Raw genomic sequence first — 25,817 nt, forward strand, 5'->3', positions numbered from 1 at the left:
GCCTGATTCACATTATGGGCACTTGTAGACCTGGCCGGTCATTTTGCTGTCGAGTGGCGCGAACGCGGACAACAGGTTCTGCGTCGGACTGGTTGCTCCATAAATCACGTTACCGCCCATCTCCGCTGCGCGATTGCGCAGGTCGTTTGCTGCGCCACGCAGTGCGCTGGTTTCCCCGCCTGCACCGCTCAGCCAGTTGCTCTGAGAGCCGGTAATATTGCCCAGAAGCTGACAGGTATTGCCAGGCTGCTGATCGGTGAACGTCACGCGCTGTCCTGCTGAAGAGAGTTGCGTAGAGCTGCTGCAGCCCGCCAGCAATAACGCGCCAGCCGTCAGTCCGAGCAAGAGGTTAATCCGCATTGTAATCCCCATTTATTATCATCAGAGTCGGGTGGCAGCGTAGCAGAAAAAGGATTTTTCTTTCTGCACATTCATTGCCCTTATCCCGTTATATCGTCTCAATATTTCACGCCGCTTGCAGGCTGGCAAGCGTGCCGATGCTGGTGAATAAAATGAAGCCAGTCGATCAGTCGGCGCAGCCGCAGACAGCGTGACATATCAAGAGGAAAGACGAACGATTGCGCCTTACTTATACTATTTTCCCACCCAAAAGAAAAACCCCCGACCGTTTCCGATCGGGGGTGATGTCAGAGCGTGATGCCCTTAACCGGTGTAGCCATTACGTCGTGCATTTTCGATGCAATCGGCTTTGTTAACGTAGCCCTGACTGGCGGCGCCGGTAATATTGCCGTTGGGCGCCGTTCTTCTCCAGCGCCACTTGTGTGCTTCGTCCTTATAAAAATCCCATTTATCGTGCATTTTAATTTTCCTTAATCTGTTGTTTATCCCTTTCAGAGCGCGCTATTTTGCGCCGGGATCCACGTTAGAGCATCCCGCCCTGACTAAACCATGATGCAGAACATAAAAAAAGTTAATGGGTTTTTCCTGCTGCTGCCAGCATTCAGACGCTGAAAAAGAAAAACCCCCGACCGTTTCCGATCGGGGGTTCTTTGATGACTTAAGCAGTCAACGGCAATTACATCATGCCGCCCATACCGCCCATGCCACCCATACCGCCAGCGCCGCCGCCTAAATCAGGTGCGTCACCTTTTGGCAGGTCAGTGACCATACATTCGGTTGTGATCATCAGACCCGCAACAGAGGCCGCGTACTGCAGAGCAGAACGGGTCACTTTGGTTGGATCCAGGATACCGAAGTCGATCATGTTGCCGTACTCTTCAGTCTGCGCGTTGTAACCGTAGTTACCGTCGCCCGCTTTCACGTTGTTAGCGACAACAGATGGCTCTTCACCGGCGTTAGAAACGATCTGACGCAGTGGAGATTCCATCGCGCGCAGCGCAACTTTGATACCGACGTTCTGATCTTCGTTCTGACCGCGCAGATCAACCAGCTGTGCTGCCACGCGAACCAGCGCCACACCACCACCAGCAACCACACCTTCTTCAACGGCAGCACGGGTTGCGTGCAGCGCATCTTCAACGCGGGCTTTCTTCTCTTTCATTTCAACTTCAGTTGCTGCGCCTACTTTCAGAACGGCTACGCCGCCTGCCAGTTTCGCTACGCGCTCCTGCAGTTTTTCTTTGTCGTAGTCAGACGTTGCTTCTTCGATCTGCTGACGAATCTGGGTTACACGGCCCTGAATTGTCGCTTCTTCACCCACACCGTCGATGATGGTGGTGGTGTCTTTGTTGATCACAACGCGTTTTGCCTGGCCCAGATCTTCCAGAGCCGCTTTCTCCAGTTCCATACCGATCTCTTCAGAGATTACGGTACCACCGGTCAGGATAGCGATATCCTGCAGCATAGCTTTACGACGGTCGCCGAAGCCTGGTGCTTTAACCGCAGCCACTTTCACGATGCCGCGCATGGTGTTAACCACCAGTGTTGCCAGCGCTTCGCCTTCAACATCTTCCGCGATGATCAGCAGTGGTTTGCCGGCTTTCGCAACGGCTTCCAGCACTGGCAGCATTTCACGGATGTTAGAGATTTTCTTGTCAGCCAGCAGGATGAACGGAGATTCCAGTTCAATCGCACCGGTTTCTGGCTTGTTGATGAAGTAAGGTGACAGGTAGCCGCGATCAAACTGCATACCTTCAACCACATCCAGCTCATCCTGCAGGCCGGTGCCTTCTTCAACGGTGATCACGCCTTCTTTACCCACTTTCTCCATCGCCTGAGCAATCAACTGGCCCACGGTTTCATCGGAGTTAGCAGAGATAGTACCTACCTGCGCAATCGCTTTAGAGTCAGAGCAAGGAACAGACAGCGCTTTCAGTTTCTCAACCGCAGCGATAACAGCCTGGTCAATACCGCGCTTCAGGTCCATCGGGTTCATACCCGCTGCGACCGCTTTCAGGCCTTCGGTGATGATAGACTGTGCCAGTACGGTTGCAGTGGTGGTACCGTCGCCCGCAGCGTCGTTCGCTTTAGAGGCAACTTCTTTCACCATCTGCGCGCCCATGTTCTCGAACTTGTCTTCCAGCTCGATTTCACGTGCAACAGAAACACCATCTTTAGTGATGGTCGGTGCACCAAAAGATTTATCCAGGACTACGTTACGGCCTTTAGGACCCAGGGTAACTTTTACTGCATCTGCCAGTACGTTCACGCCACGCAGCATTTTTACGCGTGCGTCATTACCGAATTTTACGTCTTTAGCTGCCATCTTTAAATATCCCTTAAATTCGTTTCGTTCAGTGAATTACGCGTAAAAATTACGCTTCAACAACGGCCAGAATGTCGCTCTCAGAGATGATAAGCACCTCTTCGTTGTCGATTTTCTCGGTTTTCGCGCCGTAACCTTCGCTGAAGATCACGATGTCGCCAACCTTCACGTCCAGCGGCTTAACGTCGCCACTCTCAAGGATGCGGCCATTGCCGACAGCCAGTACTTCACCACGGGTGGATTTACCGGCTGCGGAACCGGTCAGCACGATGCCGCCAGCTGATTTAGCTTCAACTTCTTTACGCTTGACGATAACGCGATCGTGCAATGGACGAATTTTCATTTGATAGCTCTCCTTTGAGAAGTCCAATCATTCAGTTTTGGGGTTGAACACCGGGCTGCATGGCTTCCGGCCTCGTGACCAGAGAGATAGGGCCGCTGCCACCCACTTTCAAGGGGGCGGACAACAAATTTTTTACGTGTGAGTGATAAGTGATGGCTTTTTGAACAGATGATGGGGCAAATAAAAAACGCAACCCGAAGGTTGCGCCAGCGTGCTGACAAACTCAGAACAGGATGACCCTGGCAGCAACGGCTAAGCTCAGGGCGCAGGAAACAGGGTCAGAAGAGGAAAGCGTCCCGCGCATGGACAAAAACGCCGGGAGCGTTTTTGAACAACGCAAAGCGTTGGCCCGGGCTACGGGCGCACCTCAGGGATGAGGTGCGTAATCGCGCGGGCCGAGCAGTCATGGATGACGATTTTGCGACTTTCCGATCTGACCCTGTTCCCTGTGCGGCTCCGGTCTCACAGCTGGCCGGGTCAGGCTTTTCAACAATCTCACGCAACCCGAGGGTTGCGCTTTCAGAGGTGACAGCTGCGGTTAACGATCCTTGTGATCGTCATGATGCTCAAGGCGATCGCTGTCTTTACGCTCGAACTCGCCATCCATGGTGTAGCCGCTGTCTGGTCCGGCTCCCGGTCCCCGCCAGACGCGCAGATGAGGCATCAGCTTCAGCGTCAGATGTTTCTGCACCGGTGGCAGCAGCAGCAGCAGGCCCAGCAGGTCGGTAAAGAAACCAGGCAGCAGCAGCAGGAAACCGGCGATGATCAGCGACACGCTTTTGATCATCTCATTGGCCGGGCTTTCATTACGTGCCAGCTTCTCCTGCATCAGCATAAAGTTTTTCATGCCCTGATTTTTGACCAGCGAGACGCCGATGCACGAGGTGAAGACCACCAGCAGCATGGTAAGCAGCACGCCCATGACGTGTGCAACCTGAATGAAGAGGGAAATCTCAATCCAGGCCAGAACGAAAAAGACTAATAACGGTATCCAGCGCACCGTACTCTCCTGTAAGTAGGGGCTGAACGGCAGCGTGCCGGTCAGCAGAAAGCGTTCATCCTGAGGATGATAAGAAAAGAGATGGGCACCCGCGCCGCCATTTTCAACCGATCCTGTCAAATTTATCCTGTGGGGTTAATTTTGTAACCAACTTCACATATCGTTAACCAGGCTGCAGCATTAAGTGATCTGCATGCGTGCTTTTCATATGCATCAGAATATGATCGCACACGCCCCTATGAAGACGGATAATATGTCGGCACGGGTACACCACGACAAAATAAACACATCCTTTGTGATGGTTAGCGGCAACAACAAGAAGGTTATCATGGCGAACAACATTCGTATCGAAGAAGACCTGTTAGGTATGCGCGAAGTTCCGGCGGATGCCTATTATGGCGTTCATACTCTGCGTGCGATTGAGAATTTTTATATCAGCAACAGCAAAATCAGCGACATACCTGAATTTGTCCGCGGCATGGTGATGGTAAAAAAAGCGGCGGCGATGGCCAACAAAGAGCTGCAGACCATCCCGCGCAACATTGCCGATACCATCATTAAGGCCTGCGACGAAGTGCTCAACAACGGCCGCTGTATGGACCAGTTCCCCGTGGATGTTTATCAGGGCGGTGCCGGGACCTCGGTCAACATGAACACCAATGAAGTGCTGGCGAACATCGGCCTTGAGCTGATGGGCCACCAGAAAGGGGAATATCAGTACCTCAACCCCAACGATCATGTGAACAAATGCCAGTCCACCAACGACGCTTACCCAACCGGTTTCCGCATCGCGGTCTACAGCTCGCTACTGAAACTGCTTGATGGCATCAGTCAGCTGGCCGAAGGCTTCCAGCACAAAGCCGATGAATTCCAGACCATCCTGAAAATGGGCCGTACCCAGTTGCAGGATGCCGTGCCGATGACCCTCGGGCAGGAATTTCACGCCTTCAGCGTACTGCTGAATGAAGAGACCAAAAGCATTCTGCGTACCGCTGAACTGCTGCTGGAAGTGAACCTGGGCGCGACCGCCATCGGCACCCGCCTCAACACGCCGGAAGGCTATCAGCACCTGGCGGTACAGCGTCTGGCGGAAGTCAGCAACCTGCCGGTGGTGCCGGCGGAAGATCTGATTGAAGCAACCTCCGACTGCGGCGCCTATGTGATGGTCCATTCATCGCTGAAACGTCTGGCGGTGAAGCTCTCTAAAATCTGTAACGACCTGCGCCTGCTCTCCTCTGGCCCGCGTGCAGGCCTGAATGAAATCAATCTGCCAGAGCTGCAGGCGGGTTCCTCTATCATGCCCGCCAAGGTCAATCCGGTTGTACCGGAGGTGGTAAACCAGGTCTGCTTCAAAGTGATTGGCAACGACATCACCGTGACGATGGCCTCTGAAGCGGGCCAGCTGCAGCTCAACGTGATGGAGCCGGTGATTGGCCAGGCGCTGTTTGAGTCGATCAGCATTCTGACTAACGCCTGCTACAACCTGCTGGAGAAGTGCATCAACGGCATTACCGCCAACCGCGCGGTGTGCGAAGCCTATGTCTTCAACTCGATTGGTATCGTGACTTACCTTAACCCTTACATCGGCCACCACAACGGCGACATCGTCGGCAAAATCTGTGCGGAAACCGGTAAAAGCGTACGTGAAGTCGTGCTGGAGCGCGGCCTGCTGACGGAAAGTGAGCTGGACGATATCTTCTCGGTGCAGAACCTGATGTACCCGGTTTATAAAGCCAAACGTTATACTGATGAAAACGAACAGTAAGGTTTAACCGACGCTGGTTAACCAAAGGCACACCGCGATCAACACGGTGTGCCTTTTTTTTTGTTAAACAGCACACCCGGCTATTACCGGTTTATCTTTCAGGAGTCATTCATGTTTGTGGTTGAGCTGCTTATCGTCTTGATGGCGATCTGGTTGGGCGCACGTCTTGGCGGCATTGGTATCGGGTTCGCAGGCGGAATGGGCGTGCTGATCCTGACGCTGGGATTTGGCATGGCACCCGGTGCTATTCCGTTCGATGTGATTGAAATCATCATGGCGGTGATCGCCGCGATAGCCGCCATGCAGGTGGCAGGCGGCATGGATTATCTGGTGAGCCTGGCGGAACGCCTGCTGCGCCGCCATCCTCGCCACGTTACGCTGCTGGCCCCGCTGGTGACCTACCTGATGACGCTGCTGGCCGGTACCGGACATACCGCGTTCTCAACATTACCGGTGATTGCCGAAGTGGCGAAAGAGCAAGGCGTTCGCCCTTCCCGGCCGCTGTCGATTGCGGTAGTGGCTTCGCAGATCGCGATTACCGCATCACCCATTTCAGCCGCAGTGGTTTTCTTCGCCACTTTGCTTGAGCCGCGCGGCGTCAGCTATATCACGCTGCTGGCGATTGCCATCCCCTCAACCATGGTGGGCCTCTTCCTGGCGGCTCTGGTGACTAACTTCTTAGGCCGTGAGCTAAAGGATGATGAGGTTTATCAGGCGCGTCTCGCCAAAGGCGAAGTCACGCTGCGCGGCGCCAGCCTCTACCAGGCAAAACCGGGCGCGAAAAAATCGGTGCTGCTGTTTCTGACGGGCATTGTGGCCGTGGTGCTTTATGCCACCGCGACCAGCGCCAGCGTCGGGCTGATCGTCAATCCGCCACTGCCACGCAATGAAGCGATTGTGGTGTTTATGCTGACCATCGCCACGCTGATCAGCCTGACCTGCAAACTCGACACCAGCGAAATCCTCAGCGCCAGCACCTTTAAGTCCGGCATGAGCGCCTGTATCTGCGTGATGGGCGTCGCCTGGCTGGGCGATACCTTTGTGAAGGCACATCTGGCGGAGATTCAGATGCTGGCGGGCGACACGCTGAAAACCTATCCGTGGATGCTGGCGCTGGTGCTGTTCTTCGCCTCGATGCTGCTCTACTCGCAGGCTGCGACCACCAAAGCGCTGATGCCCGCCGCGCTGCTGCTGGGCGTTACGCCGCTTACTGCCATCGCTTCCTTCGCGGCGGTTTCAGCGCTGTTTGTGCTGCCGACCTACCCGACCCTGCTGGCCGCAGTAGAGATGGATGACACGGGTTCGACCCGGATTGGCAAGTATGTGTTTAACCATGCCTTTATCATTCCCGGCGTGATCGCCATTGCGCTGTCGGTGCTCTCTGGCTTCGTTTTTGGCGGATTGCTGCTATAAGCGCACTCCTCGTGTTACGGATGGAGCGTGCTATCATCGGCGCTCTTTAAAACAGGAGTTACAGGATGAATGCTGTCGTTATCCTCTGCACCACGCCCGATCAGGCCACGGCGGAGCACCTTGCTGGCTTAGCGCTGGAAGCCAGGCTGGCGGCCTGTGTCACACTGCTGCCGGGCGCCACCTCCTGGTATCTCTGGCAGGGAAAAATGGAGCAGAGCAGCGAAGTCCAGATGCTGCTGAAATGCGACAGCGATCATCAGCAGGCGCTGTGTGATCTGCTCAAAGACGCTCACCCTTACGATGTGCCCGAACTGCTGGCGCTGCCGGTTCAATATGGAGACAGTGAATACTTGTCATGGCTGCACGCATCTCTCGCTTAATTACGCTTCTGCTGACGCTGTTTATCGGCCTGCAGGCGCACGCTTCACTCTTTTCAAATCCGGCGACCAGTCGCTTTGTGCCGGTCGATCAGGCCTTTACTTTTGACTTCGACCAGCAGGGCGCGCAGCTCAACCTGCACTGGAAAGTGAAATCGGGTTACTACCTCTATCGCCAGCAGATCCACATCACACCGCAGAACGCGACCATCGCGCCGTTAACGCTGCCGGCTGGTCAGCCGCATGAAGATGAATTCTTCGGCAAAAGTGAAATCTATCCGCAGGATCTGACGCTGCCGGTGACGCTGCAACAGGCGGCCAGCGGCGCCACGCTCAGTGTCACTTATCAGGGCTGTGCCGCCGCCGGATTCTGTTATCCGCCAGAAACGCGCAGCGTTCCGGTAAGTGCGGTGACCGCCAGCAGCGCACCGCCGCCCGTCAGCGCTCAGCCCGCGCCCGCCAGCCCGCTGCCTTTCTCGCCGCTCTGGGCGCTACTGATTGGTATCGGTGTCGCGTTTACGCCCTGCGTACTGCCGATGTATCCGCTGATCTCCGGCATTATCCTTGGCGGACAGCGCCACTATTCGCTGGGCCGGCTGTTCGCGCTGGCGATGGTCTATGTGCAGGGGATGGCGCTGACCTACACGCTGCTGGGAGTAGTCGTCGCGGCAGCGGGCCTGCGCTTCCAGGCTGCGTTGCAGCATCCTTATGTGCTGTTCACGCTCTCACTGCTGTTTATCGTGCTGGCGCTGTCGATGTTCGGCCTGTTTACGCTGCAACTGCCCGCCAGCCTGCAAACCCGCCTGACCCTGTGGAGTAATCGTCAGCAGGGTGGCTCGCTGCCCGGCGTCTTCCTGATGGGGGCACTGGCGGGTTTGATCTGCTCGCCCTGCACCACGGCCCCGCTCAGCGCCATTCTGCTTTACATCGCGCAGAGCGGAAATCTGTGGGCCGGTGCCGGGACGCTGTGGCTCTATGCGGTCGGAATGGGATTACCGCTGATCGCCGTGACCCTGTTTGGTAACCGGCTGCTGCCGAAAAGCGGCCCGTGGATGCAAACCGTTAAAGAGGGCTTTGGTTTTGTCATCCTGGCGCTGCCGGTCTTCCTGCTGGAGCGGGTGCTGGGCGATGCGTGGGGATTGCGACTCTGGAGCTTGCTCGGCGTCGCGTTCTTTGGCTGGGCGTTCAGCGTCAGCCTGCGCGCCAGCAGCGGTAAGTGGCGCGTAGTGCAGATTATCATGCTGGCCGCTGCGCTGATCAGCGCACGCCCGTTGCAGGACTGGGCCTTTGGCGGACCGGCGCAGCAGCAGGCTGTGGCACCGCTGCCGTTCCATACTATCCAGACGCCGCAGCAGCTCGATAGCGCGCTGCAGCAGGCCCGCGGCCGCATCACCATGGTTGATCTCTACGCTGACTGGTGCGTCGCCTGTAAAGAGTTTGAAAAATATACCTTTAGTGACAGCGCCGTGCGCGATAGCCTGAGTCAGGTACAGCTGCTCCAGGCTAACGTCACCGCCAACAACGCCAGTGACAACGCGCTGTTGCAGCACCTTCAGGTGCTGGGCTTACCGACGATTTTGTTCTTTGATGCGCAGGGCCGCGAAATCGCCGGATCGCGCATCACCGGGTTTCTCAATGCCGCCGAGTTCCGGGCGCATTTGCAGAAACTTACCCCGTAAACAACACTGGAGTCAGGTCATTGCCCGGTGCATTACCGGGCCTGCATACCAGAGGAGAGTCACTTGCAGCGTGAACAGATACTCGAGCATGCATTGAATGTGCTTGAACAGAACGGCCTCGCCGCCACCCTCTCATTGGAAACCCTGGCGGGATCCGAATTAACCCGTGACCAGCTTCAGCAGTTCTGGCCCGATCGTGACGCCCTGCTCTACGATGCACTGCGCTATCACGGGCAGCAGATTGATACCTGGCGACGCCAGATCCTGCTGGATGAATCGCTGTCGCCCGACCAGAAGCTGATGGCACGCTATGAGGTCCTGAGTGAGCAGGTCAGCAAAGGACGCTTTCCAGGCTGCCTGTTTATCGCCGCCTGCAGCTTCTACCCGCAGCCCGATCAGCCCATCCATCAACTGGCCGAACAGCAGAAACGCGGCTCATGGCAGTTCACCCACGACATTCTGGTGGAGCAGGCGCTGGACAACCCCAGCATGGTGGCCGATCAAATGGAGCTGATTCTTGAAGGCTGCCTCAGCAAGCTGCTGGTGAAGCGCAATGTGCAGGATGTCGCCACCGCACAGCGGCTGGCGGAGGATGTTTACAGCATCGCGCTGTGCCGTAAAAATGGCGCGCTGGCCTGAGGTTTTACCCGCTTTGACTGAAAATCAGGCAATCAGTCACGTTTCCAGGGGTTTTTTGGTGAAAGCCGTTGACGACCCGCGGCCTTTACGGTTTAATGCGCCCCGTTGCCCGAATAGCTCAGTCGGTAGAGCAGGGGATTGAAAATCCCCGTGTCCCTGGTTCGATTCCGGGTTCGGGCACCAAAATTTAAAGAACCCGCCTCTGGCGGGTTTTTTGCTTTTGTGGAGCGAACCCGTTATCGAAGGTTCGATACACTCGCCACATCCTGTGGCTCACCCTTCGGGTCGCGCGAAGCCGCGCGATGCAAAAATGCTCCCGGCATTTTTGTCCGGGTTCGGGCACCATATTTAAAGAACCCGCCTCTGGCGGGTTTTTGCTTTTGTGGAGCGAACCCGTTATCGAAGGTTCGATACACTCGCCACATCCTGTGGCTCACCCTCCGGGTCGCGCGAAGCCGCGCGATGCAAAAATGCTCCCGGCATTTTTGTCCGGGTTCGGGCACCATATTTAAAGAACCCGCCTCTGGCGGGTTTTTGCTTTTGTGGAGCGAACCCGTTATCGAAGGTTCGATACACTCGCCACATCCTGTGGCTCGCCCTCTGCTTCAGCACGCCACCCACACTGCACCGGCATCCGCCGATTTCACGCACTGCGCGACCCAGCGCACGCCCATTAATCCGGCATGCACGTCGGGATACCAGAAATCCTGCAGGAAGTCGGTGTCACGGCGATCGGTGGCATCCATCGCCAGTGCGAAGCGACGATAAAGATTGGACCAGGCTTCAAATAACCCCTCGGTATGCCCTCCGCCAATGCGGTCCTCTTCCAGCGCGCGCGGATTAAGATAGCCCATGCCGCGCTCCAGAATGCGCACCGGCTCGCCCTGCACTTCATAGCGCAACTGGTTCGGCTGCTCATCCCACCACTCCAGACTGGCTTTCGATCCGACGACCCGAATCTTCTGCCCGTGCATCGATCCGGCATTCACCGCCGACGCCCATAACGTGCCGACCGCGCCGTTGTCATACTCCATCATCACAAAGGCGTTGTCCTCCAGCGGCGCACGCGACGCGACAAAGCTCTGACGCGAACAGAGCAGACGCGTCACTTTCAGCTGTGGCAACATCGTTTCTGCGATAAATAACGGATGCGTCGCCAGGTCGCCTAACACGTAACTCGGGCCGACAAAGCGCGGATCAACCCGCCAGCGGGTGCTTTCACTCTGCAACTCCACCGCCTCATTATGGAAGCCGTGGGCAAACTGCATGTTAACGATGCGGATCTCACCCAAAGCCCCTTCGGCGATCATTTCCCTGGCCTGATGAACCAGCTGATGCCCGGCGTAACCGTAGGTGACGCCAACAACCTTCTGCTTCTCCCGGCTCAGCTGCTCCAGCTCATCCGCCTCTTCGACCGTAAAACAGAGGGGCTTCTCGCACACCACATGCAGCCCGGCATTAAGCGCCGCGCGGCAAATGGCGAAATGAGTATTATTAGGCGTGGCGACAGACACCGCCTCAATGCCATCTTCACGCGCGGCTTCCCCGGCGAACAGGCTGGCATAATCGGGATAACAGCGGTCCGGTGCCACACCCAGCGCCTGACCAAACTCACGCCCGCGTGCGGCATCAATATCAAACGCCCCCGCCAGCAGCACAAAGTTTCCGTCACGCTGTGCTGCAGAGCGATGGATATAGCCAATCTGGCTGGTGCCGCCGCCGCCGATCATGCCCCAGCGCAGCGAGCGATTAGCCGCTTTTTTACCGTTAATCATGCTGTTGTCCTCAGAATCCTGTTGATCGGAGATAGTCCAGGCTGGCTTTAACATCCCGCAGACTGGTGTCGGCATGGCGCGGATCACGCTCCTGTTCGATGGTGATCCAGCCCTGATAGTTACGCTCAGTCAGCAGCGTGCGCACCGCCGGATAGTCAATTGCGCCCTGCCCCAGCGGACACATCACCCCCTGCGCGCAGGCAGTGAAAAAGTCGAGTCCGCGAGAGAGGGCGTCTCGCCAGACCCGCTGGTTAACGTCTTTGAAGTGGAGGTAATCGATGCGGGTCCAGTACTGTTGCAGTGAAGCGACCGGATCCATCCCGGCGTAATAGAGATGGCCGGTATCCAGACATAAACCAGCCACCTGATGCGGAATATCACTGACCAGCCGCGCAAGCTCATCGGCAAACTCAATGCAGCCGCCCGCATGCGGATGGATCACCGGTCGCACGCCATACTCCTGCCAGGCAATCTCACTCAGAATGGTGATGTGTCGCATCATGCGCTGCCAGTCGTCAGCGGAGAGCCGTGGCGCTTTTTCTGACTGACCGGCATATTTCGCCCGCTCCGGATTCCCGAAGTCGATGACCACCAGATAAGGCGCGCTGGCGCCGGGCGTTTTGACGGCGGTTGGCACACTGGCCAGGGTACGGCACAGGTTGTGGGTCAGTGTGACCAGTTCAGGGAAATGCGCTTCACTGACCAAATCATCAAAAATCGTACCCGCCACCAGCGAAAGCTGATGCGCATTAAGCTGCCGGGTCAGTTCGGCTGCATCCGCTGGCAGATAGCCCCAGGGGCCAAGTTCGATACTGGGATAGCCAGCCAGAGCGGCTTCAGTCAGGACTTTCTGCCATGGCGGCAGCCAGGGATTAGCGGGATCGTCGACGCCCCAGCTACAGGGCGCATTAGCAATGTGAAAGGTCATGATATCTGCCTGTGCAGTGAGAACTGCTGGCAGTATCAAATGAAAATTTCATCTCAGACAACAATGAAAGTTTCATTTTTTGATAGAGATCGCGTTTAAATATTTCTTTATATGATAGTTTTCTATCAAATACCCGCTAACCTGCTCTTTCTACAGGTTTTCACGCGTCACGATTTCAAAGGGTACGGTCACCTGCGCAAAATGGTCGCGCTGTTCCATCCGGCTGTTGAGGCAGGTGGCGATCACCGCCGCAGCCATGGCATCAATACGATGGCGCAACATCAGCGTAATGGTGCCATCAATCAGCGCCAGCTCATCGCCGGGCAGCGGACCGTGGCACAGCAGATCGATCTGCCTGCGTCCGCTGTCACGCAGCGCCTGCACCACGCCCTCTATGCCGCCGCAGGGCGCATAAATCATCACCAGATCATCATGGGTGTCCAGCAACTGCCGGGTCGCCTGATAGCCTCCTTCACCCGACTCATGCGTTTTTAACGGTTCCAGTACCCGCTGGCTGATGCCTGACTCGCGCAGGTAAGAGCGGAAACTGATCTCGCTGCTCTCCTGGCAGGTAAAGCGGTGATCGCCCAGCAGCACCCCAACGCATCCCGGCTGACGCAGCAGATGCTGTGCCATCCAGGCCGCCGTACGTCCCGCTTTCTGATTATCAATGCCGATAAACCCCGCATGCTCACAGGGCGAGAAATCAGAAAAGAGCGCGTAAACCCGTACGCCCAGTCGTGACACATCCTGAATCGCGTGACGAATCAGCGGATGATCCAGCGCCACCAGCGCAATCACATCACTGCGCTGTGCCAGCAGACGCAGCGAGTGCGCCACCGCCTCCACTTCATGAATATCATGCCAGCAGAATTCAGGTTCGCTGCCCTGTGGCTGCTGCACCTTCAGCTGCTGTTTCAGCATCTCGCCCAGCTGCTGATAAAACGAATAACGGGCAGGCAGCAGGATAAAGCTCACGCGAACTGTTGCCGCAGCGAGCGGCGATGTTGTCCGGATGTGTGCCTGCGTCAGGTGATAGCCCAGCTCGCGGGCCGCAGCCAGCACTTTCTGCTCGGTCACGCTGCGCACCGGCGCGCGTCCATTCAGCACCCGATCCACGGTGGCCACGCCCACGCCCGCCGCCTGCGCAATAGCGGTCATCGTCACTTTTGACATCATCCTTCCCCCTGCTTCTGCTCTCTGTAGCGCTGGCTGACGGCTACGCCTAAATATTCTGTTGTCTGAGACATCAACACTCTATCGCGGCACAGCCATTTCCTCTCATTTATTTGATAGAAAGCCAGCGTTAATCTTGATCTTCCTCGCAAAATGAAACATTCATTTCTTTCTGCATTCTCTTTAAAACGCCCATTTGCTAAAACGGATAAAAATCCTGCGCCGATCGGGTTGATGGGATCACATCATTAAAAGGTTAGAGCGACGACGGCGGGCTTTCTATAGTGGAGCCCTGAGCAGCACCTGCCTGCACGTACAAAAGGAAAAGTTATGTTCCCTTCAACGCTTCCGGTTCCACGCCTGACCGCTGCCAGCCAGGTACCACAGTTGCGCTGGGGCATTATCGGGCCGGGCTGGATCGCCGACCATTTTGCCCATGCACTGCGCAAGCATACCCATCAGCAGATCACGGCGGTGGCTGCGCGTGACCCGGCAAAAGCACAGGCCTTTGCCGACAAATGGTCAATCAGCCATGCCACGGGCAGTATCGACGTGCTGCTGGCGCGGGAGGATGTTGATGCGGTCTATATCGCCACGCCCCACAACCACCATTTTCCCGATGGTCTGCGCGCGATTGCCGCCGGAAAGCATCTGCTGATTGAAAAGCCGCTGGCGCTGAATGCTCAACAGGCGACACAGCTTAAACAGGCCGCCGCTGCCGCGAACCTGCTCTGTATGGAGGCGATGTGGTGCAACTTCACACCGAAATATGACGTTATCCGTCAGTTGCTGGAGGATGGCGTGCTCGGCGATGTTCACACCCTGATTGCCGATCATGGCGAGTTTTTCACCCCGGACCACCGCATCTTCAACGCCGATCTGGCGGGCGGCCCGATGCTGGATCTGGGCAGCTATCTGGTGGCGCTTAGCGTGTTTGTTGGCGGCGGTGCGCCTGACACGATCGTCGCCCGGGGCCAGCCCGTCCCGGATGGGCGTGTAAACGGTCAGACGTCGATGCTGTTTACCCATCAGCACGGCATGCATTCGGTGCTGAATACCACCCTGTTCAGCAACACGCCAGGCGGCGCGGTGATCGCCGGACGCGAGGCCACGCTGGAACTGGCGGGCCAGTTCTATGCGCCCGGTAACTTCACCCTGACCTCCAGCGATCGGCGTCATCGCCTGCAGTGGCAGGAGCCTGCCAGCCGCTATGAACAGCTCTGTCATGAAATTAACCATTTCGCCTGGTGTATCGGTCAGAACCGGATCGATTCACCCATCCATTCGCTTGACCAGGCGATTACCACCCTGGCCACGATGGACAACGTCAGGCAGCAGATTGGCGTGACCTTCAATGAAGAACAGCAACCTTAATGTGCCCGGAGCAGAAAGATGAAAATCGCTTTTGATGTGGATGTGATTAAAGATTTAGGCATCACCCGTATGGTTCATCAGGTGGCCGACTGGGGATACAAATATATCGAACAGTCGCCGCATCCGCAGATCAACCCGTTTTATAAACATCCTAAAGCCAGCCGTGAAATCATCACCGAGTATAAGAATGCGTTAAACGCCACCGGGCTGGAGATCTCCTCGTTTATCGTGGTCTATCGCTGGTCCGGCCCGGATGAGCTGCGTCGTCAGGCGGCGGTGAAGAACTGGAAGCGGATGATCGAGATCGCGGTTGAGATGGGTGTGCAGGTGATCAACACCGAGCTCTCCGGCACGCCTAACGAGCCGGAAATCTGTGAAGAGATGTTCTATCGCTCCATGGAAGAGCTGCTGCCAATCATCGAACGTGAAGGCATCCGCGTCGAAATCCAGGCGCATCCATGGGATTTCTGCGAAGAGAACAACGAAACCGTGGATATCGTGAAGTCGTTTCGCAGCGATAATGTGAAGTATATCTACAGCGCGCCACACACTTTCTTTTATGACAAAGGCAAAGGTGATGTGAAACCGATGCTGGAGTATGCCGGTGACGATCTGTCACACATGCTGATCGCCGACACCATGAACCATACAAAACACTGTCGCTACATCGTTAACCCGCCAGGGGTGGATGCCACCATTCACCAGCATGTCGGCGTGGGCGAAGGCGAAGTGGACTTCGACACCCTGTTTAAAACGCTGCGCGACACCGGCTTTGCCACCCGCAGTTATAAAGTCGGCGGTGAACCGATCATCGCGGCGTCTCTGTTTGGCTACCCGGAAAAGATGAAGGTTCAGGCGGTAGAAACCCGCGAACTGATTGAGCGTGAACTGCTGTAACCCTGCCTGCCGTGCAGTCGCTGCTGACTGCACGGCCACCTCCGCTCAGGATAACGAACCACCTGCCTGACACACTTTTATTCACTTTTCTCCTGTGCCGCTGCCCGCCTGACATCAGCCCCCTGCAGCACGGCCTTGCGCAGCCAGCAGAGTTAAACCCCCTTCGCAGCACCTGCTACACTCCAGACCAATACCACACCATAAGGCGAACTTTCATTATGTCGGAAAATGCATATCAGCCCGCAAAAGTCTGGACCTGGGACCCTGAAGCCAAAGGTAACGGCGCTAAAACTAATCGTCCGTTCGCTGGTCCCACCCATGAAAAAGCGTTGCCGGTCGGCAAGCATCCTTTACAGCTCTATTCGCTTGGCACGCCTAACGGCCAGAAAGTGACCATCCTGCTGGAAGAGCTGCTGGCGCTTAACGTCAACGATGCGGAATATGATGCCTGGCTGATCCGTATCGGCGAAGGCGATCAGTTCTCCAGCGGTTTTGTCGACGTAAACCCGAACTCGAAAATCCCGGCGCTGAGCGACCACTCAGCAACGCCGCCGATTCGGGTATTTGAATCGGGCAACATCCTGCTCTATCTGGCGGAGAAGTATGGCTACTTCCTGCCGAAAGATATCGCTGGCCGCACCGAAACCCTGAACTGGCTCTTCTGGTTACAGGGCTCAGCGCCTTACCTGGGCGGTGGTTTCGGTCATTTCTATCACTACGCGCCAGAAAAAATTGAGTACGCCATTAACCGCTTCACGCTGGAAGCGAAGCGTCAGCTCGACGTGCTGGATCGTCAGCTGGCAGATAACCGCTATCTGGCCGGTGATGACTACACCATCGCTGATATCGCCACCTGGCCGTGGTACGGCAACATGGTGCTGAATGACCAGTATGGCGGTGCCGAATTCCTGGATGTGCAGTCCTATAAAAATGTGGTGCGCTGGGCGAAAGAGATCGCGCTGCGACCTGCTGTAATTCGTGGCCGCAAGGTCAACCGTGTCATGGGCGACCCGGCCGATCAGCTGCACGAGCGTCATGATGCCGCTGACTTCGATACCAAAACCCAGGATAAAAAAGCTTAAGGAGAGATCTGTGAGTGCATATGTTGTATTTATTCGTGATAACACCCTGAACCAGGACGAAATGGCGATCTATGCCGAGAAAGCGGGCGAGGCTCGCGGCGATCATCAGATCAATCCTCTCGCCTTTTATGGCGAACTTGAAACGCTGGAAGGACAGGAAGCGGAAGGCGTGGTGATTCTGGAATTCGCGAGCCGCGAAGCCGCACATGCCTGGTATGACAGCCCGGAATATCAGGCTGCCAAAGCGCACCGTCTGAAAGGCGCGAACTATCGCGTGGTGCTGGTAGAAGGTGTGGCTAAGTAAAGATGCAGGCGGCAGCGATGCCGCCTTTTCTTATTGCAGTGTGATACGCGCCACGCCATCCAGCCCCTGACTGCTGTGATCGTCATTGAAGCCCTGCTTCAGGGTGACGAACAGGGTCTGCCCGTCCGGTGAGACCAGCAGACTGTTGGGGTGGCTATCAAATGACCAGCTGTTTTTCACCTCATAGGTGGTGCCATCCAGCTGCAGCACCTTCTTCGATTCGCGCTGGCTGATATAAATCTCATTGCGCTTGCCATTAAACTTAATCCCCAGTGAGTCGCCCAGATTCAGACGCTTAATGACCTTGCCGCTGCGCTCATCAAACACCAGCGTATTTTTCGCTTTTGAATTATCCGTAACAAACAGGCGACCGGTTGCCGGATCCTCGGCCATATTCAGGAACAGATACTCCTGCCCGTCACCCGCCGTCAGGCGCTGCTCGATTTTGTTATTGCGCGGATTGATCACCAGGATTTCTCCGCTGCCGTTCGCCGCATAAATCCGGTCGCTGACCGGCGAGAAGATGATGCCTGTGACCCACTTCCCGGCATTTTTTATCCGGGTTTTCAGCGTCAGGGTTTTGGCATCAACCACCCAGATCACGCCCGGATCACCCACGCCGCCGACATAGAGCAGCCCGTCATGCAGAAAGATTTCACGCGTGCCATAGGGCATGCCTTTCTCGTTTTTCTCGTCAAACATCAGGCGCTTCAGCACCTTACCGTTATCAGGATCGATTTTAGAGATACCGCCATCCAGCGTGTTGGTGGCGTAGAGTGCGCTGCCGTCAGGCGCACTGATCAGACCAAAGTTTTTCAGGTCGAAGTGTCCCGCGCCGGTGCTCTGCAGCGTGGAAGCATCAAGACGGTAGATCATGCCGCCGCTGATATCTTTAAATCCCTGCGCGCTGGCGACATAGAGGGCATTTTTTGCTGGCAGATAGGCCATCTCGTACAAACCTTCACCCAGCTCGCGCTGAATCAGGTTATCCGGGCTGGAGGGCTGCATCACCACCGGCACACTGGCATCCACTTTTTTCGCCGGCATCTGGCACGCCGTCAGGCTGAAGGTGGTCACCATCGCCAGTGTAAGTGCCGCTGTACGCGGACTGAACAACGCTTTCATACTTAACTCCCCTATCTGCCTGCTGCTCCCGGCTGGCCACAACGCAGAGGACAGGCAGGAAATAAAAAGAATAAGAATCATACGCAGCCGCTAAAACGCTGTAAACGCAGCGGCATCATGACGCAACCGAATCAGCTTAATGCGGTATGTTTATTGTACGCAGGCGTCTGGCCGCGCCAGAAACTGCCTTTAAAAGCCTGGCTAATCAACCGATTGCAGATTGCTCTGCAGAAACGCCACAAATGCGGTAATACGCGCCGGAAGCTGACGCTGCGCCTGCCAGACCGCAAAAATATCGCCATCCGGTGCCTGCCAGTCGGGTAACACCGGCAGCAGTTCGCCCGTCGCCAGACTGTGCTGCGCATCCCACCAGGAACGCAGCAAGATGCCATGCCCATCCATCGCCAGCCGCATCGCCACTTCGCCATCGTTGGTGATCAGACTGCCGCGCACTTTCTGATTGATGCTCTGTTCGCCGCTGGTCAGTCGCCACAGGGTAAAATCGCTGTCGTGCTGGCGCAGTAAAATGCAGTTGTGTTGTGCCAGATCGCGCACTGTCTCCGGCAGACCGTGCCGGGCGGCATAGGCGGGTGAGCAGCAGAGAATGCGCGGATTGGTACGCAGTTTGCGCGCCACCAGCCGTGAGTCGGGCGGTTCTCCGACGCGGATATCAATATCCATGTGGGCATCAAGAAAATTAAGTGGCTGGCTGCTGAGCTGCAGCGACAGCGAGAGTTCCGGGTGCAGCGCGGCAAAAGCCGAGACGCAGGGCGCAATATGCCGACGGCCAAAGCCAAATGAGGCGTTGATGTTAAGTGTGCCGCGCAGCTGGGCGGTTTCGCCGCTGACCGCCTCTTCCAGCGCCGCCAGCTGATCCAGCAACGGACGCGCACCCGCCAGATATCGGCGCCCTTCCGGCGTCAGCTCCAGTCGTCGCGTGGTGCGGCGCAGGAGTTGCACACCAAGCCGCTGTTCCAGCTGGCTCAGACGTTTGCTGACCGCCGCCAGCGACAGTCCCAGTTCGCGCGCCGCCGCAGTCAGGCTATCCAGCGCAGCCAGGCGAACAAAGAAGGCTAAATCATCGGTGGAGGTGCGGGATTCTCTACTTTTATTCAACACTGGATTGCCTTTCAGGCTCATTATTTCCCCGTAAGCGACAGTTATACTGCGTACACAATTCGAACATCAACCGGAAAGGTACCCTGTGACTGACAAAATTCACTCTGTTGCCGTGATCCCTGGCGACGGCATCGGCAAAGAAGTGATGCCGGAAGGCGTCCGTGTAATGAATGCGGCCGCAGAGAAATTTAACATTCCGCTGCGCTGGGAGTGGTTCGATTACGCCAGTGCCGACTACTGGCAGCAGCATGGCAAAATGTTGCCTGACGACTGGTTTCCACAGCTGAAAACCTTTGATGCAATCTATTTTGGCGCGGTCGGCTGGCCCGATGTGGTGCCCGACCACGTTTCACTGTGGGGCTCGCTGCTGCAGTTCCGCCGGGAGTTCGATCAATATGTGAATCTGCGTCCGGTGCGACTGATGCCAGGCGTCAAAGCGCCGCTGGCGAATCGTCAGCCCGGCGATATCGACTTCTATGTGGTACGCGAAAACACTGAGGGTGAATACTCCAGCGTCGGCGGCACCATGTTCCCCGGCACCGAACGTGAAGTGGTGATTCAGGAGACGGTGATGACGCGCACCGGCGTCGATCGCATCCTGAAGTTTGCCTATCAGCTGGCGCAGAGTCGGCCGAAGAAACACCTGACCTCCGCCACCAAATCGAACGGCATTGCCATCACCATGCCCTACTGGGATAGCCGCGTTGAAGCCATGGCCGGTCAGTTCCCCGATGTTCGCGTCGATAAGTATCACATCGATATTCTCACCGCTAACTTCGTGCTGCATCCGGACTGGTTTGATGTGGTGGTCGCCAGCAATCTGTTTGGCGATATCCTCTCCGATCTCGGCCCGGCCTGTACCGGCACTATCGGCATCGCCCCTTCGGCCAATATCAACCCGGAAGGCCTGTTCCCCAGCCTGTTTGAACCGGTTCACGGTTCTGCGCCCGATATCGCCGGTAAAGGCGTCGCCAATCCCATCGGACAGATCTGGTGTGGCGCGATGATGCTGGAGCACCTCGGCTACAAAGCGGCAGGTGATGCGGTGTTAGACGCGATTGAACGCACGCTGGCAGCGGGCGAGCACCTGACACGCGATCTCGGCGGCAGCGCCAGCACCGAACAGCTCGGTATGGCCATCGCCGCCGCGCTGTGATTTAGTCCGGCAACTGCACCACGCACTCGGGGTGCCAGCCTGGCGGTAACGGTTCCGGCCGTACTATCGCCAGGCTGTGCAGTTGCAGGTTCTCCACCCCGCGTGCAAACAGGCCCGGCAGCCCGCCGGGATAGCGCTCTACGCCAAAAGCTTCGCCGGTTTTCGGGTCAAGTTTGTAGGCGTTATCCAGCCCCATGCCGGTCGGGGAGTCCGGGTTACAGGGCGGCCGTACGTCATAGTGTCCCTGTGCAACCGGTGCCACGGTCTGCCGCATCTGCAGCTGGCTGATGACCACATCGCGTATCCAGCCCGGTTCTGCCGCATGCAGGTTAATCGCCCCTTCCGCCACGCCCGTAACGTTACTGAACTGCACCTGCTCTACGATGCCGGGCGTAATGGCGGGATCGCGCCTGCGCACCGAAATATGCAGCGGATCGGCTTTTCCCCAGTGACAGGGCGGCGCATGGTGACAGGCAAAAGTCAGATTACTGAACAGCAGACGCCGCATCGCGCCACCGTCACGCGACAGAATGCCGATGCCACGGTTGGAATCAAAAATGGTGCAGCCGGTCACCGTGACATCTTCCACATCATCCCAGGTTTCAGTGCCGATTTTAAAGGCGCAGCTGTAGCTACGCAGCAGGCAGTTGGTGATCATAATCTGCCGCGCCGGACGCCGCAGCGCGGCCGGTTTATGGGTGGTTTTGATGCAGATGGCATCATCGGCGGCACTGAGATAGCTGTTGCTGACAAACACCGCTTCGCAACTGTCGATATCGAGCGCATCGGTATTCGGCATGGTCATGGCATTGTCGATGGTGAGGTGGTCGATATGCACATGGCGACAGCTCACCAGATGCACCGTCCACATCGGCGCCTGCACGATGGTAAAGGCGGTCAGCGTTACCTGCTCACAATCTTCAAACACAATGATCCGCGGCCGGTCCGCACGCGGCAGGCGATAGCCCTGCTCGTCACGCTCAGCGGCAAACCATGCTTCACCGTCACCGTCTATACGGCCGGTGCCGCTGATGGTGATATTGCGCTGGCCCAGCGCATAGAGCAGCACATTGTGGGACTTCTCAGCACAGCTCAGCGCCTGTACCGCCTGGTAATCAGCCAGCCGCTGACTGGCGATCAGCACCGCGCCCGCTTCAAGATGGAGTTCAAAATCAGAGGGCAGATTCAGGCAGCCGCTGCGATAACGCCCGGCAGGCAGGGTCAGACGGCCACCGCCCGCCGCCGCAATCTGATCCATAGCGCGTTGCAGCACGGCCGTGTCCGGGGTTTCGCCATCGGCGACAGGGTGAAAATCAGCAAGGGAAAGGTGCATCATGCGTCTCCCGCAGGATTGAGGAGGAGGAATTGCAGCACGATACGACGCGGCAAACCTTTGTCTGGCCGCCAGTGCGCCGTTTCGTGCGGGCTATCACAGATTACTTCACGGCCCCTTCGGTGACGCCGCTGATGAACTTGCGCTGGAAAATCAGGAACACCACGATCAGCGGCATAATCACAATCATCGCGCCCGCCATCAGCACCGGAATGTCGATGGTGTTTTTGTTCTGGAAAAACATCATGCCAATTGGCAGTGTGCGTAACTCATCCTTGTTGACCAGAATCAGCGGGATCAGGAACTCATTCCAGGTCCAGATAAACAGCAGCAGCCCCAGCGTTGAGAGGGTCGGCCAGATAGCGGGCACCAGAATGCCCCACAGAATTTTGACCCGCGATGCCCCATCCATTACCGCCGCTTCCACCAGTTCTTTCGGCACCTGCTGGAAAGCACTGGCGATCATCAGCGTGGTAAAGGGCAGCGACAGGGCGATTTGCGGCAGGATCAGCGCCAGATAGGTGTTGGTCAGCCCCATCCAGCGCAGCTCGTGATAGAGCGGAATGATAAAGGCTTCACTCGGCAATACCATCCCCAGCGCCAGCATCGCTCCGATGACTTTTTTACCAGGGATTTTCAGCCACGCGAAACCGAACCCGGCCAGAATGCCCAGCAGCACGCTGAACAGCACCACCGGAATCACCACCAGCACCGAGTTGAGGAAGTAGACGTTGAAGTGGCCCTGTTGCCACGCGGTCAGGTAGTTTTTGAAATTCAGCGAGGCGGGCAGCGTGAAGACTCCCTGAAACAGCTCCATCTGGGTTTTGAACGACGTCATCAGCGCCATCAGGAACGGCAGAATCGTCATCAGCGCCACGATCCAGATCAGCGCGCGTGAAATCACCGGCGTGCTTCGCATCAGTAACGCTCCTTTAAGGCCAGATGGATCAGATAGTTAATCCCTAAAACAATGACCATGCTGAACACCGCCACCGACGAGGCGTAGCCAAAGTAGTGCAGATCAAAGCCCTGCTTATACATAAAGATGTTGGTCACCATGGTGGAGGTGCCCGGGCCGCCCTGCGTCATCACATAGACCAGGTCAAAGGCTTTCAGGCTGGCGATCACCGTCAGCAGCAGGGCAATCCGCAGCTCGGGTCGCAGGCCTGGCAGCGTAATGCGCATAAACTTCTGGCGACGCGACGAGCCATCGAGATCGGCCGCTTCCAGCAGTGAGGGATCCATGCGCTGCAGGCCCGCCATAAACAGCACCAGACAGAAGCCGAAGAAGTACCAGGTGGCGACCAGACCCACGGCGGGCAGCGCCCAGGTAAAATCACCCAGCCAGGAGAGCGCCAGCTGGGGCAATCCGATTGCGCGTAATATCTGGTCGATCGGACCAAACGCCGGGTTATAGAGCCAGCGCCACACCACGCCCAGCACCGCCATCGGCATGATGTAGGGCAGGAAAAAGAGAATGCGCAGCACGCTGCGTTCGCTGTTGTTGCGCGTGTCATACAGAAAGCTGCAGAGCAGCAGGCCGACGCCAATCGGCAACAGGGTATAGAACAGCATCAGGATGGCGTTATTGCCCAGTGCAATCCAGAACACCGGATCGCTGAACATCCGCAGATAGTTGCTGACGCCGCTAAACACCGGCAGCGAGGTGCCGTCCCATTCGGTAAAACTGATGCCCAGCGAGGCCAGTAGCGGGAACAGCAGAAACACCGCATAGACCAGCACCGCAGGCAGAACATAGAGAAAATTACGCCAGCCACTTAAATTCAACATAACTCTACTCGTGGTTCAGAACGAGGCTCAGGCCCGGCTGTTCGCCGGGCCTCCGGCTTAATGCTTCAGTGTTTTCAGGTAACGCTGATAGTTGTTATCAAAATTAACTACCATCTGATCGGGTGTCTGACGGCCCGCCAGCAGCAGCTGAACGTTCTGATTCAGCTCGGCGTTCATGGTGGGTGTCGCCCAGTCCACGTAGTGGCCTAAACCGTCGTAATCATTGAGCGTCAGCCAGACCTGATACGCCTCGGCCAGCAGCGGATTGTCCGCTGGCATTTTCGCCGCTTTGTTGGTGCTGGCAGGCAGGAAGCCCACCTTCAGCCAGCGGTTCGCCATGGCATCAGAGACCATATAGTTGATGAACTTCGCCGCACCTTCCTGCTGATCTTTGCCTTTGGCAGTGCTGGTGATGGAGAACGCCAGATCGGTACCGCCCACCATCAGCGGTTGCTTCACGCCTTCACCGGCAGGCATCGCGGCAAAGTGAATATCTTTGTTGTCTTTAAACTGGCCGAGATACCAGGTGCCGCTGACCAGGAACGCAGCCTGGCCGTTCTGGAACAGGGTCGCCGCATCGTCGTGACCGATGCCCTGGAAGCCAGGGAAGAAGTACCCTTTGTCGGTCCAGCTCTTCATCATAGAGGCGGCATTGACCAGCTTGCTGTCTTTGAAAGTGCCGCCCACATCGTAAATCAGATTATCCAGCGTCTTGCGGTCGTGGCTCTCAATCTGCGCCTGCCACAGGGTGCTGAGCAGCTGCTGGCCCATGTTGCCATCCAGCAGACCGAGCATCATCGGCGCGGTGCCCTGCTGCTTCAGTTTCGCCATCGCGCTTTCCAGCTCAGCCAGCGTTTTCGGCACGGCAATACCTGCTTTATCCAGCAGCGCTTTGTTGTAATAGAGCCCGACCATCTCGCCCAGGCTGGCGACGCCATAGAGTTTGCCGCTGCCAAACTCGCCGCTGTCTGACCAGCGGTTACGTTTCAGAATCGAGTCCGGGAAGCGTGTGGTCCAGCCGTTGCTGGCGGCGTAGCTGTCGAGCGGCAGCAGCAGCTTATCTTTAACCAGCGAGCCCATATCGCCGCCGCCCTGGTTGACCTGAGCGATCTGCGGGCCATCACCGGCGGTCAGCGCCAGCTTCAGGGGAATACGGGTATCTTCAAAGGAGTGAACCGAGCGGTTAATCACAATGCCGGGATTCTGCTGGGAAAACTCTTTAATCCCTTCATCTACCGCGGCAGTCTGCTCCGGGTAGTTGTAGATATCCCACTCATTCAGGGTAACGGCGGCGTGGGCGGCATGCGAGACGCTGCCCGCCAGCAGGCCCGCTGCCAGCAGCCGACCCACATTGCGAATTCGGAACGAACGAACGGAGGAAACAGACATTATGCTCACCTTCTTCAGACCAGGATCGGCATCCTTTCATCTCACCGCCTGACATCCTGCAGGCTGCAGCCGCACACAAACGCACTCACTCATACTTACTTTAATAAAAAAATAAAGTCAAACAGCCTGCGCGGGGAATTGCAACGCTGTGAGCACGCGCAAATAAACAGCGACATGGCGTGAAATTCAGCACACTGCGCTGGCATTTACGCGATTAACCGTGGCGGTGCGTCGCCAGCTACTTTTTCTGCAGCAGGAGATGCCAGTGCAATCATTGCAAAATAACGTCCTGATAAAACATACGAAAATCCTATCACGCTCACACTTTTCCCCTTTCACTGGCCGTGAATCTGCTGCCAGCCGCCACGATCCGGGCGTGTCGGCGATCACAGTTGTGCATCCCGATGCCGGTAAACATTGCCGAAGCGCCCGTGTTAGTGAGATAAGGTAATTATTCTATCTTGAA

24 protein-coding genes and 1 tRNA gene are annotated in these 25,817 nt (G+C 56.7%); 11 read left to right on the forward strand and 14 right to left on the reverse strand.

Going from position 1 to position 25,817, the window contains the following annotated elements; all coding sequences use genetic code 11:
• Positions 1-12 precede the first annotated feature (12 nt).
• The 5 genes from LC417_RS10500 to LC417_RS10520 form a co-directional block, all read right to left on the reverse strand.
• A complete protein-coding gene (locus LC417_RS10500; protein WP_010251983.1) occupies positions 13-360 on the reverse strand; it encodes a DUF4156 domain-containing protein in 348 nt (115 codons plus the stop codon).
• A 303-nt stretch (positions 361-663) separates the two neighbouring features.
• Positions 664-819: a DUF1508 domain-containing protein gene (locus tag LC417_RS10505; RefSeq protein WP_073999522.1), complete on the reverse strand. Its 156-nt coding sequence runs from the start codon at positions 817-819 to the stop codon at positions 664-666.
• A 217-nt stretch (positions 820-1,036) separates the two neighbouring features.
• The gene (groL, locus tag LC417_RS10510) at positions 1,037-2,686 is read right to left on the reverse strand and encodes a chaperonin GroEL (protein ID WP_010251987.1); all 1,650 of its coding nucleotides are present in this window, start codon (positions 2,684-2,686) and stop codon (positions 1,037-1,039) included.
• 49 nt (positions 2,687-2,735) lie between these two features.
• Complete coding sequence (locus LC417_RS10515) at positions 2,736-3,029, reverse strand: co-chaperone GroES (RefSeq protein WP_022625257.1); 294 nt, start codon at positions 3,027-3,029, stop codon at positions 2,736-2,738.
• Between the two features lie 538 nt (positions 3,030-3,567).
• Positions 3,568-4,029 carry an FxsA family protein gene (locus LC417_RS10520; RefSeq protein ID WP_010251992.1) on the reverse strand — a complete coding sequence of 154 codons (462 nt, stop codon included), beginning with the start codon at positions 4,027-4,029 and terminating at the stop codon, positions 3,568-3,570.
• Positions 4,030-4,357: 328 nt separating this feature from the next.
• On the opposite strand from LC417_RS10520, the gene aspA reads away from it, so the two are divergent.
• From aspA to LC417_RS10550, 6 genes are all read left to right on the forward strand, one after another.
• Complete coding sequence (aspA, locus tag LC417_RS10525; RefSeq protein WP_010251996.1) at positions 4,358-5,794, forward strand: aspartate ammonia-lyase; 1,437 nt, start codon at positions 4,358-4,360, stop codon at positions 5,792-5,794.
• A 111-nt stretch (positions 5,795-5,905) separates the two neighbouring features.
• Positions 5,906-7,207 (forward strand): anaerobic C4-dicarboxylate transporter, encoded by a 1,302-nt coding sequence (locus tag LC417_RS10530; protein ID WP_033759606.1) that lies wholly within the window; start codon positions 5,906-5,908, stop codon positions 7,205-7,207.
• Between the two features lie 65 nt (positions 7,208-7,272).
• Positions 7,273-7,587: a divalent cation tolerance protein CutA gene (cutA, locus tag LC417_RS10535; protein WP_010672018.1), complete on the forward strand. Its 315-nt coding sequence runs from the start codon at positions 7,273-7,275 to the stop codon at positions 7,585-7,587.
• The gene (locus tag LC417_RS10540) at positions 7,563-9,263 is read left to right on the forward strand and encodes a protein-disulfide reductase DsbD (protein WP_033787517.1); all 1,701 of its coding nucleotides are present in this window, start codon (positions 7,563-7,565) and stop codon (positions 9,261-9,263) included. Before cutA ends, LC417_RS10540 begins: the two co-directional genes overlap by 25 nt.
• Positions 9,264-9,326: 63 nt before the next feature.
• A complete protein-coding gene (locus tag LC417_RS10545; protein WP_010252014.1) occupies positions 9,327-9,902 on the forward strand; it encodes a transcriptional regulator in 576 nt (191 codons plus the stop codon).
• A gap of 107 nt (positions 9,903-10,009) precedes the next feature.
• Positions 10,010-10,085, forward strand: a tRNA-Phe gene (locus tag LC417_RS10550).
• A gap of 422 nt (positions 10,086-10,507) precedes the next feature.
• On the opposite strand, the gene LC417_RS10555 is transcribed toward LC417_RS10550, so the two are convergent.
• From LC417_RS10555 to LC417_RS10565, 3 genes are all read right to left on the reverse strand, one after another.
• Positions 10,508-11,677: a Gfo/Idh/MocA family protein gene (locus LC417_RS10555; RefSeq protein ID WP_010252017.1), complete on the reverse strand. Its 1,170-nt coding sequence runs from the start codon at positions 11,675-11,677 to the stop codon at positions 10,508-10,510.
• Between the two features lie 10 nt (positions 11,678-11,687).
• Positions 11,688-12,605, reverse strand: a complete 918-nt coding sequence (locus tag LC417_RS10560; protein ID WP_223565810.1) for a TIM barrel protein — start codon at positions 12,603-12,605, stop codon at positions 11,688-11,690.
• Positions 12,606-12,755: 150 nt separating this feature from the next.
• Entirely contained in the window at positions 12,756-13,781 is a 1,026-nt protein-coding gene (locus tag LC417_RS10565; RefSeq protein WP_223565836.1) for a LacI family DNA-binding transcriptional regulator, read from the reverse strand.
• 330 nt (positions 13,782-14,111) lie between these two features.
• Here LC417_RS10565 and LC417_RS10570 point away from each other — a divergent pair, with 330 nt between their 5' ends.
• The 4 genes from LC417_RS10570 to LC417_RS10585 all read left to right on the forward strand — a co-directional run bounded on the left by LC417_RS10570 (position 14,112) and on the right by LC417_RS10585 (position 17,438).
• A complete protein-coding gene (locus LC417_RS10570) occupies positions 14,112-15,155 on the forward strand; it encodes a Gfo/Idh/MocA family protein (RefSeq protein WP_223565811.1) in 1,044 nt (347 codons plus the stop codon).
• 18 nt (positions 15,156-15,173) lie between these two features.
• Entirely contained in the window at positions 15,174-16,052 is an 879-nt protein-coding gene (locus LC417_RS10575; RefSeq protein WP_010252025.1) for a sugar phosphate isomerase/epimerase family protein, read from the forward strand.
• 218 nt (positions 16,053-16,270) lie between these two features.
• Positions 16,271-17,134: a glutathione-dependent disulfide-bond oxidoreductase gene (yghU, locus tag LC417_RS10580; RefSeq protein WP_010252027.1), complete on the forward strand. Its 864-nt coding sequence runs from the start codon at positions 16,271-16,273 to the stop codon at positions 17,132-17,134.
• A 10-nt stretch (positions 17,135-17,144) separates the two neighbouring features.
• Positions 17,145-17,438, forward strand: coding sequence for a DUF1330 domain-containing protein (locus tag LC417_RS10585; RefSeq protein WP_010252030.1), 294 nt, complete (start codon positions 17,145-17,147; stop codon positions 17,436-17,438).
• A gap of 30 nt (positions 17,439-17,468) precedes the next feature.
• Here LC417_RS10585 and LC417_RS10590 read toward each other — a convergent pair whose 3' ends face one another.
• Positions 17,469-18,563, reverse strand: coding sequence for a YncE family protein (locus LC417_RS10590; RefSeq protein WP_223565812.1), 1,095 nt, complete (start codon positions 18,561-18,563; stop codon positions 17,469-17,471).
• A gap of 201 nt (positions 18,564-18,764) precedes the next feature.
• On the reverse strand, positions 18,765-19,703 hold the full coding sequence (locus LC417_RS10595; protein WP_022625248.1) for a LysR family transcriptional regulator: 939 nt from the start codon (positions 19,701-19,703) through the stop codon (positions 18,765-18,767).
• A 64-nt stretch (positions 19,704-19,767) separates the two neighbouring features.
• Between LC417_RS10595 and LC417_RS10600 the strand changes: the two genes are divergently transcribed.
• Positions 19,768-20,838, forward strand: coding sequence for a tartrate dehydrogenase (locus LC417_RS10600; RefSeq protein WP_033769471.1), 1,071 nt, complete (start codon positions 19,768-19,770; stop codon positions 20,836-20,838).
• Position 20,839: 1 nt separating this feature from the next.
• Here the strand turns inward: LC417_RS10600 and LC417_RS10605 are convergent, their stop codons facing one another.
• The 4 genes from LC417_RS10605 to LC417_RS10620 form a co-directional block, all read right to left on the reverse strand.
• Positions 20,840-22,171 carry a glycoside hydrolase family 28 protein gene (locus LC417_RS10605; RefSeq protein WP_033759728.1) on the reverse strand — a complete coding sequence of 444 codons (1,332 nt, stop codon included), beginning with the start codon at positions 22,169-22,171 and terminating at the stop codon, positions 20,840-20,842.
• A gap of 103 nt (positions 22,172-22,274) precedes the next feature.
• Positions 22,275-23,090 carry a carbohydrate ABC transporter permease gene (locus tag LC417_RS10610; protein ID WP_010252038.1) on the reverse strand — a complete coding sequence of 272 codons (816 nt, stop codon included), beginning with the start codon at positions 23,088-23,090 and terminating at the stop codon, positions 22,275-22,277.
• Positions 23,090-23,962 carry a carbohydrate ABC transporter permease gene (locus tag LC417_RS10615; protein ID WP_010252041.1) on the reverse strand — a complete coding sequence of 291 codons (873 nt, stop codon included), beginning with the start codon at positions 23,960-23,962 and terminating at the stop codon, positions 23,090-23,092. The genes LC417_RS10610 and LC417_RS10615 overlap by 1 nt, the downstream gene beginning before the upstream one ends.
• Before the next feature lie 57 nt (positions 23,963-24,019).
• Positions 24,020-25,351 carry an extracellular solute-binding protein gene (locus LC417_RS10620; protein WP_010252044.1) on the reverse strand — a complete coding sequence of 444 codons (1,332 nt, stop codon included), beginning with the start codon at positions 25,349-25,351 and terminating at the stop codon, positions 24,020-24,022.
• Positions 25,352-25,817: the final 466 nt, after the last annotated feature.

The sequence above is a fragment of the Pantoea sp. OVA07A genome (assembly GCF_019969975.1).
Classification (GTDB): domain Bacteria; phylum Pseudomonadota; class Gammaproteobacteria; order Enterobacterales; family Enterobacteriaceae; genus Pantoea; species Pantoea agglomerans.

Excerpts from the sequence above, each read along its gene's own strand:
- LC417_RS10560 (WP_223565810.1), bottom strand. The coding sequence starts at position 12,605 with ATGACCTTTCACATTGCTAATGCGCCCTGTAGCTGGGGCGTCGACGAT.
- aspA (WP_010251996.1), top strand. The coding sequence starts at position 4,358 with ATGGCGAACAACATTCGTATCGAAGAAGACCTGTTAGGTATGCGCGAA.
- cutA (WP_010672018.1), top strand. The coding sequence starts at position 7,273 with ATGAATGCTGTCGTTATCCTCTGCACCACGCCCGATCAGGCCACGGCG.
- LC417_RS10610 (WP_010252038.1), bottom strand. The coding sequence starts at position 23,090 with ATGCGAAGCACGCCGGTGATTTCACGCGCGCTGATCTGGATCGTGGCG.
- LC417_RS10590 (WP_223565812.1), bottom strand. The coding sequence starts at position 18,563 with ATGAAAGCGTTGTTCAGTCCGCGTACAGCGGCACTTACACTGGCGATG.
- LC417_RS10555 (WP_010252017.1), bottom strand. The coding sequence starts at position 11,677 with ATGATTAACGGTAAAAAAGCGGCTAATCGCTCGCTGCGCTGGGGCATG.
- LC417_RS10620 (WP_010252044.1), bottom strand. The coding sequence starts at position 25,351 with ATGTCTGTTTCCTCCGTTCGTTCGTTCCGAATTCGCAATGTGGGTCGG.
- yghU (WP_010252027.1), top strand. The coding sequence starts at position 16,271 with ATGTCGGAAAATGCATATCAGCCCGCAAAAGTCTGGACCTGGGACCCT.
- LC417_RS10595 (WP_022625248.1), bottom strand. The coding sequence starts at position 19,703 with ATGAGCCTGAAAGGCAATCCAGTGTTGAATAAAAGTAGAGAATCCCGC.
- LC417_RS10530 (WP_033759606.1), top strand. The coding sequence starts at position 5,906 with ATGTTTGTGGTTGAGCTGCTTATCGTCTTGATGGCGATCTGGTTGGGC.
- LC417_RS10570 (WP_223565811.1), top strand. The coding sequence starts at position 14,112 with ATGTTCCCTTCAACGCTTCCGGTTCCACGCCTGACCGCTGCCAGCCAG.
- LC417_RS10565 (WP_223565836.1), bottom strand. The coding sequence starts at position 13,781 with ATGTCAAAAGTGACGATGACCGCTATTGCGCAGGCGGCGGGCGTGGGC.
- LC417_RS10575 (WP_010252025.1), top strand. The coding sequence starts at position 15,174 with ATGAAAATCGCTTTTGATGTGGATGTGATTAAAGATTTAGGCATCACC.
- LC417_RS10500 (WP_010251983.1), bottom strand. The coding sequence starts at position 360 with ATGCGGATTAACCTCTTGCTCGGACTGACGGCTGGCGCGTTATTGCTG.
- LC417_RS10605 (WP_033759728.1), bottom strand. The coding sequence starts at position 22,171 with ATGCACCTTTCCCTTGCTGATTTTCACCCTGTCGCCGATGGCGAAACC.
- LC417_RS10540 (WP_033787517.1), top strand. The coding sequence starts at position 7,563 with ATGGCTGCACGCATCTCTCGCTTAATTACGCTTCTGCTGACGCTGTTT.
- LC417_RS10505 (WP_073999522.1), bottom strand. The coding sequence starts at position 819 with ATGCACGATAAATGGGATTTTTATAAGGACGAAGCACACAAGTGGCGC.
- LC417_RS10515 (WP_022625257.1), bottom strand. The coding sequence starts at position 3,029 with ATGAAAATTCGTCCATTGCACGATCGCGTTATCGTCAAGCGTAAAGAA.
- groL (WP_010251987.1), bottom strand. The coding sequence starts at position 2,686 with ATGGCAGCTAAAGACGTAAAATTCGGTAATGACGCACGCGTAAAAATG.
- LC417_RS10615 (WP_010252041.1), bottom strand. The coding sequence starts at position 23,962 with ATGTTGAATTTAAGTGGCTGGCGTAATTTTCTCTATGTTCTGCCTGCG.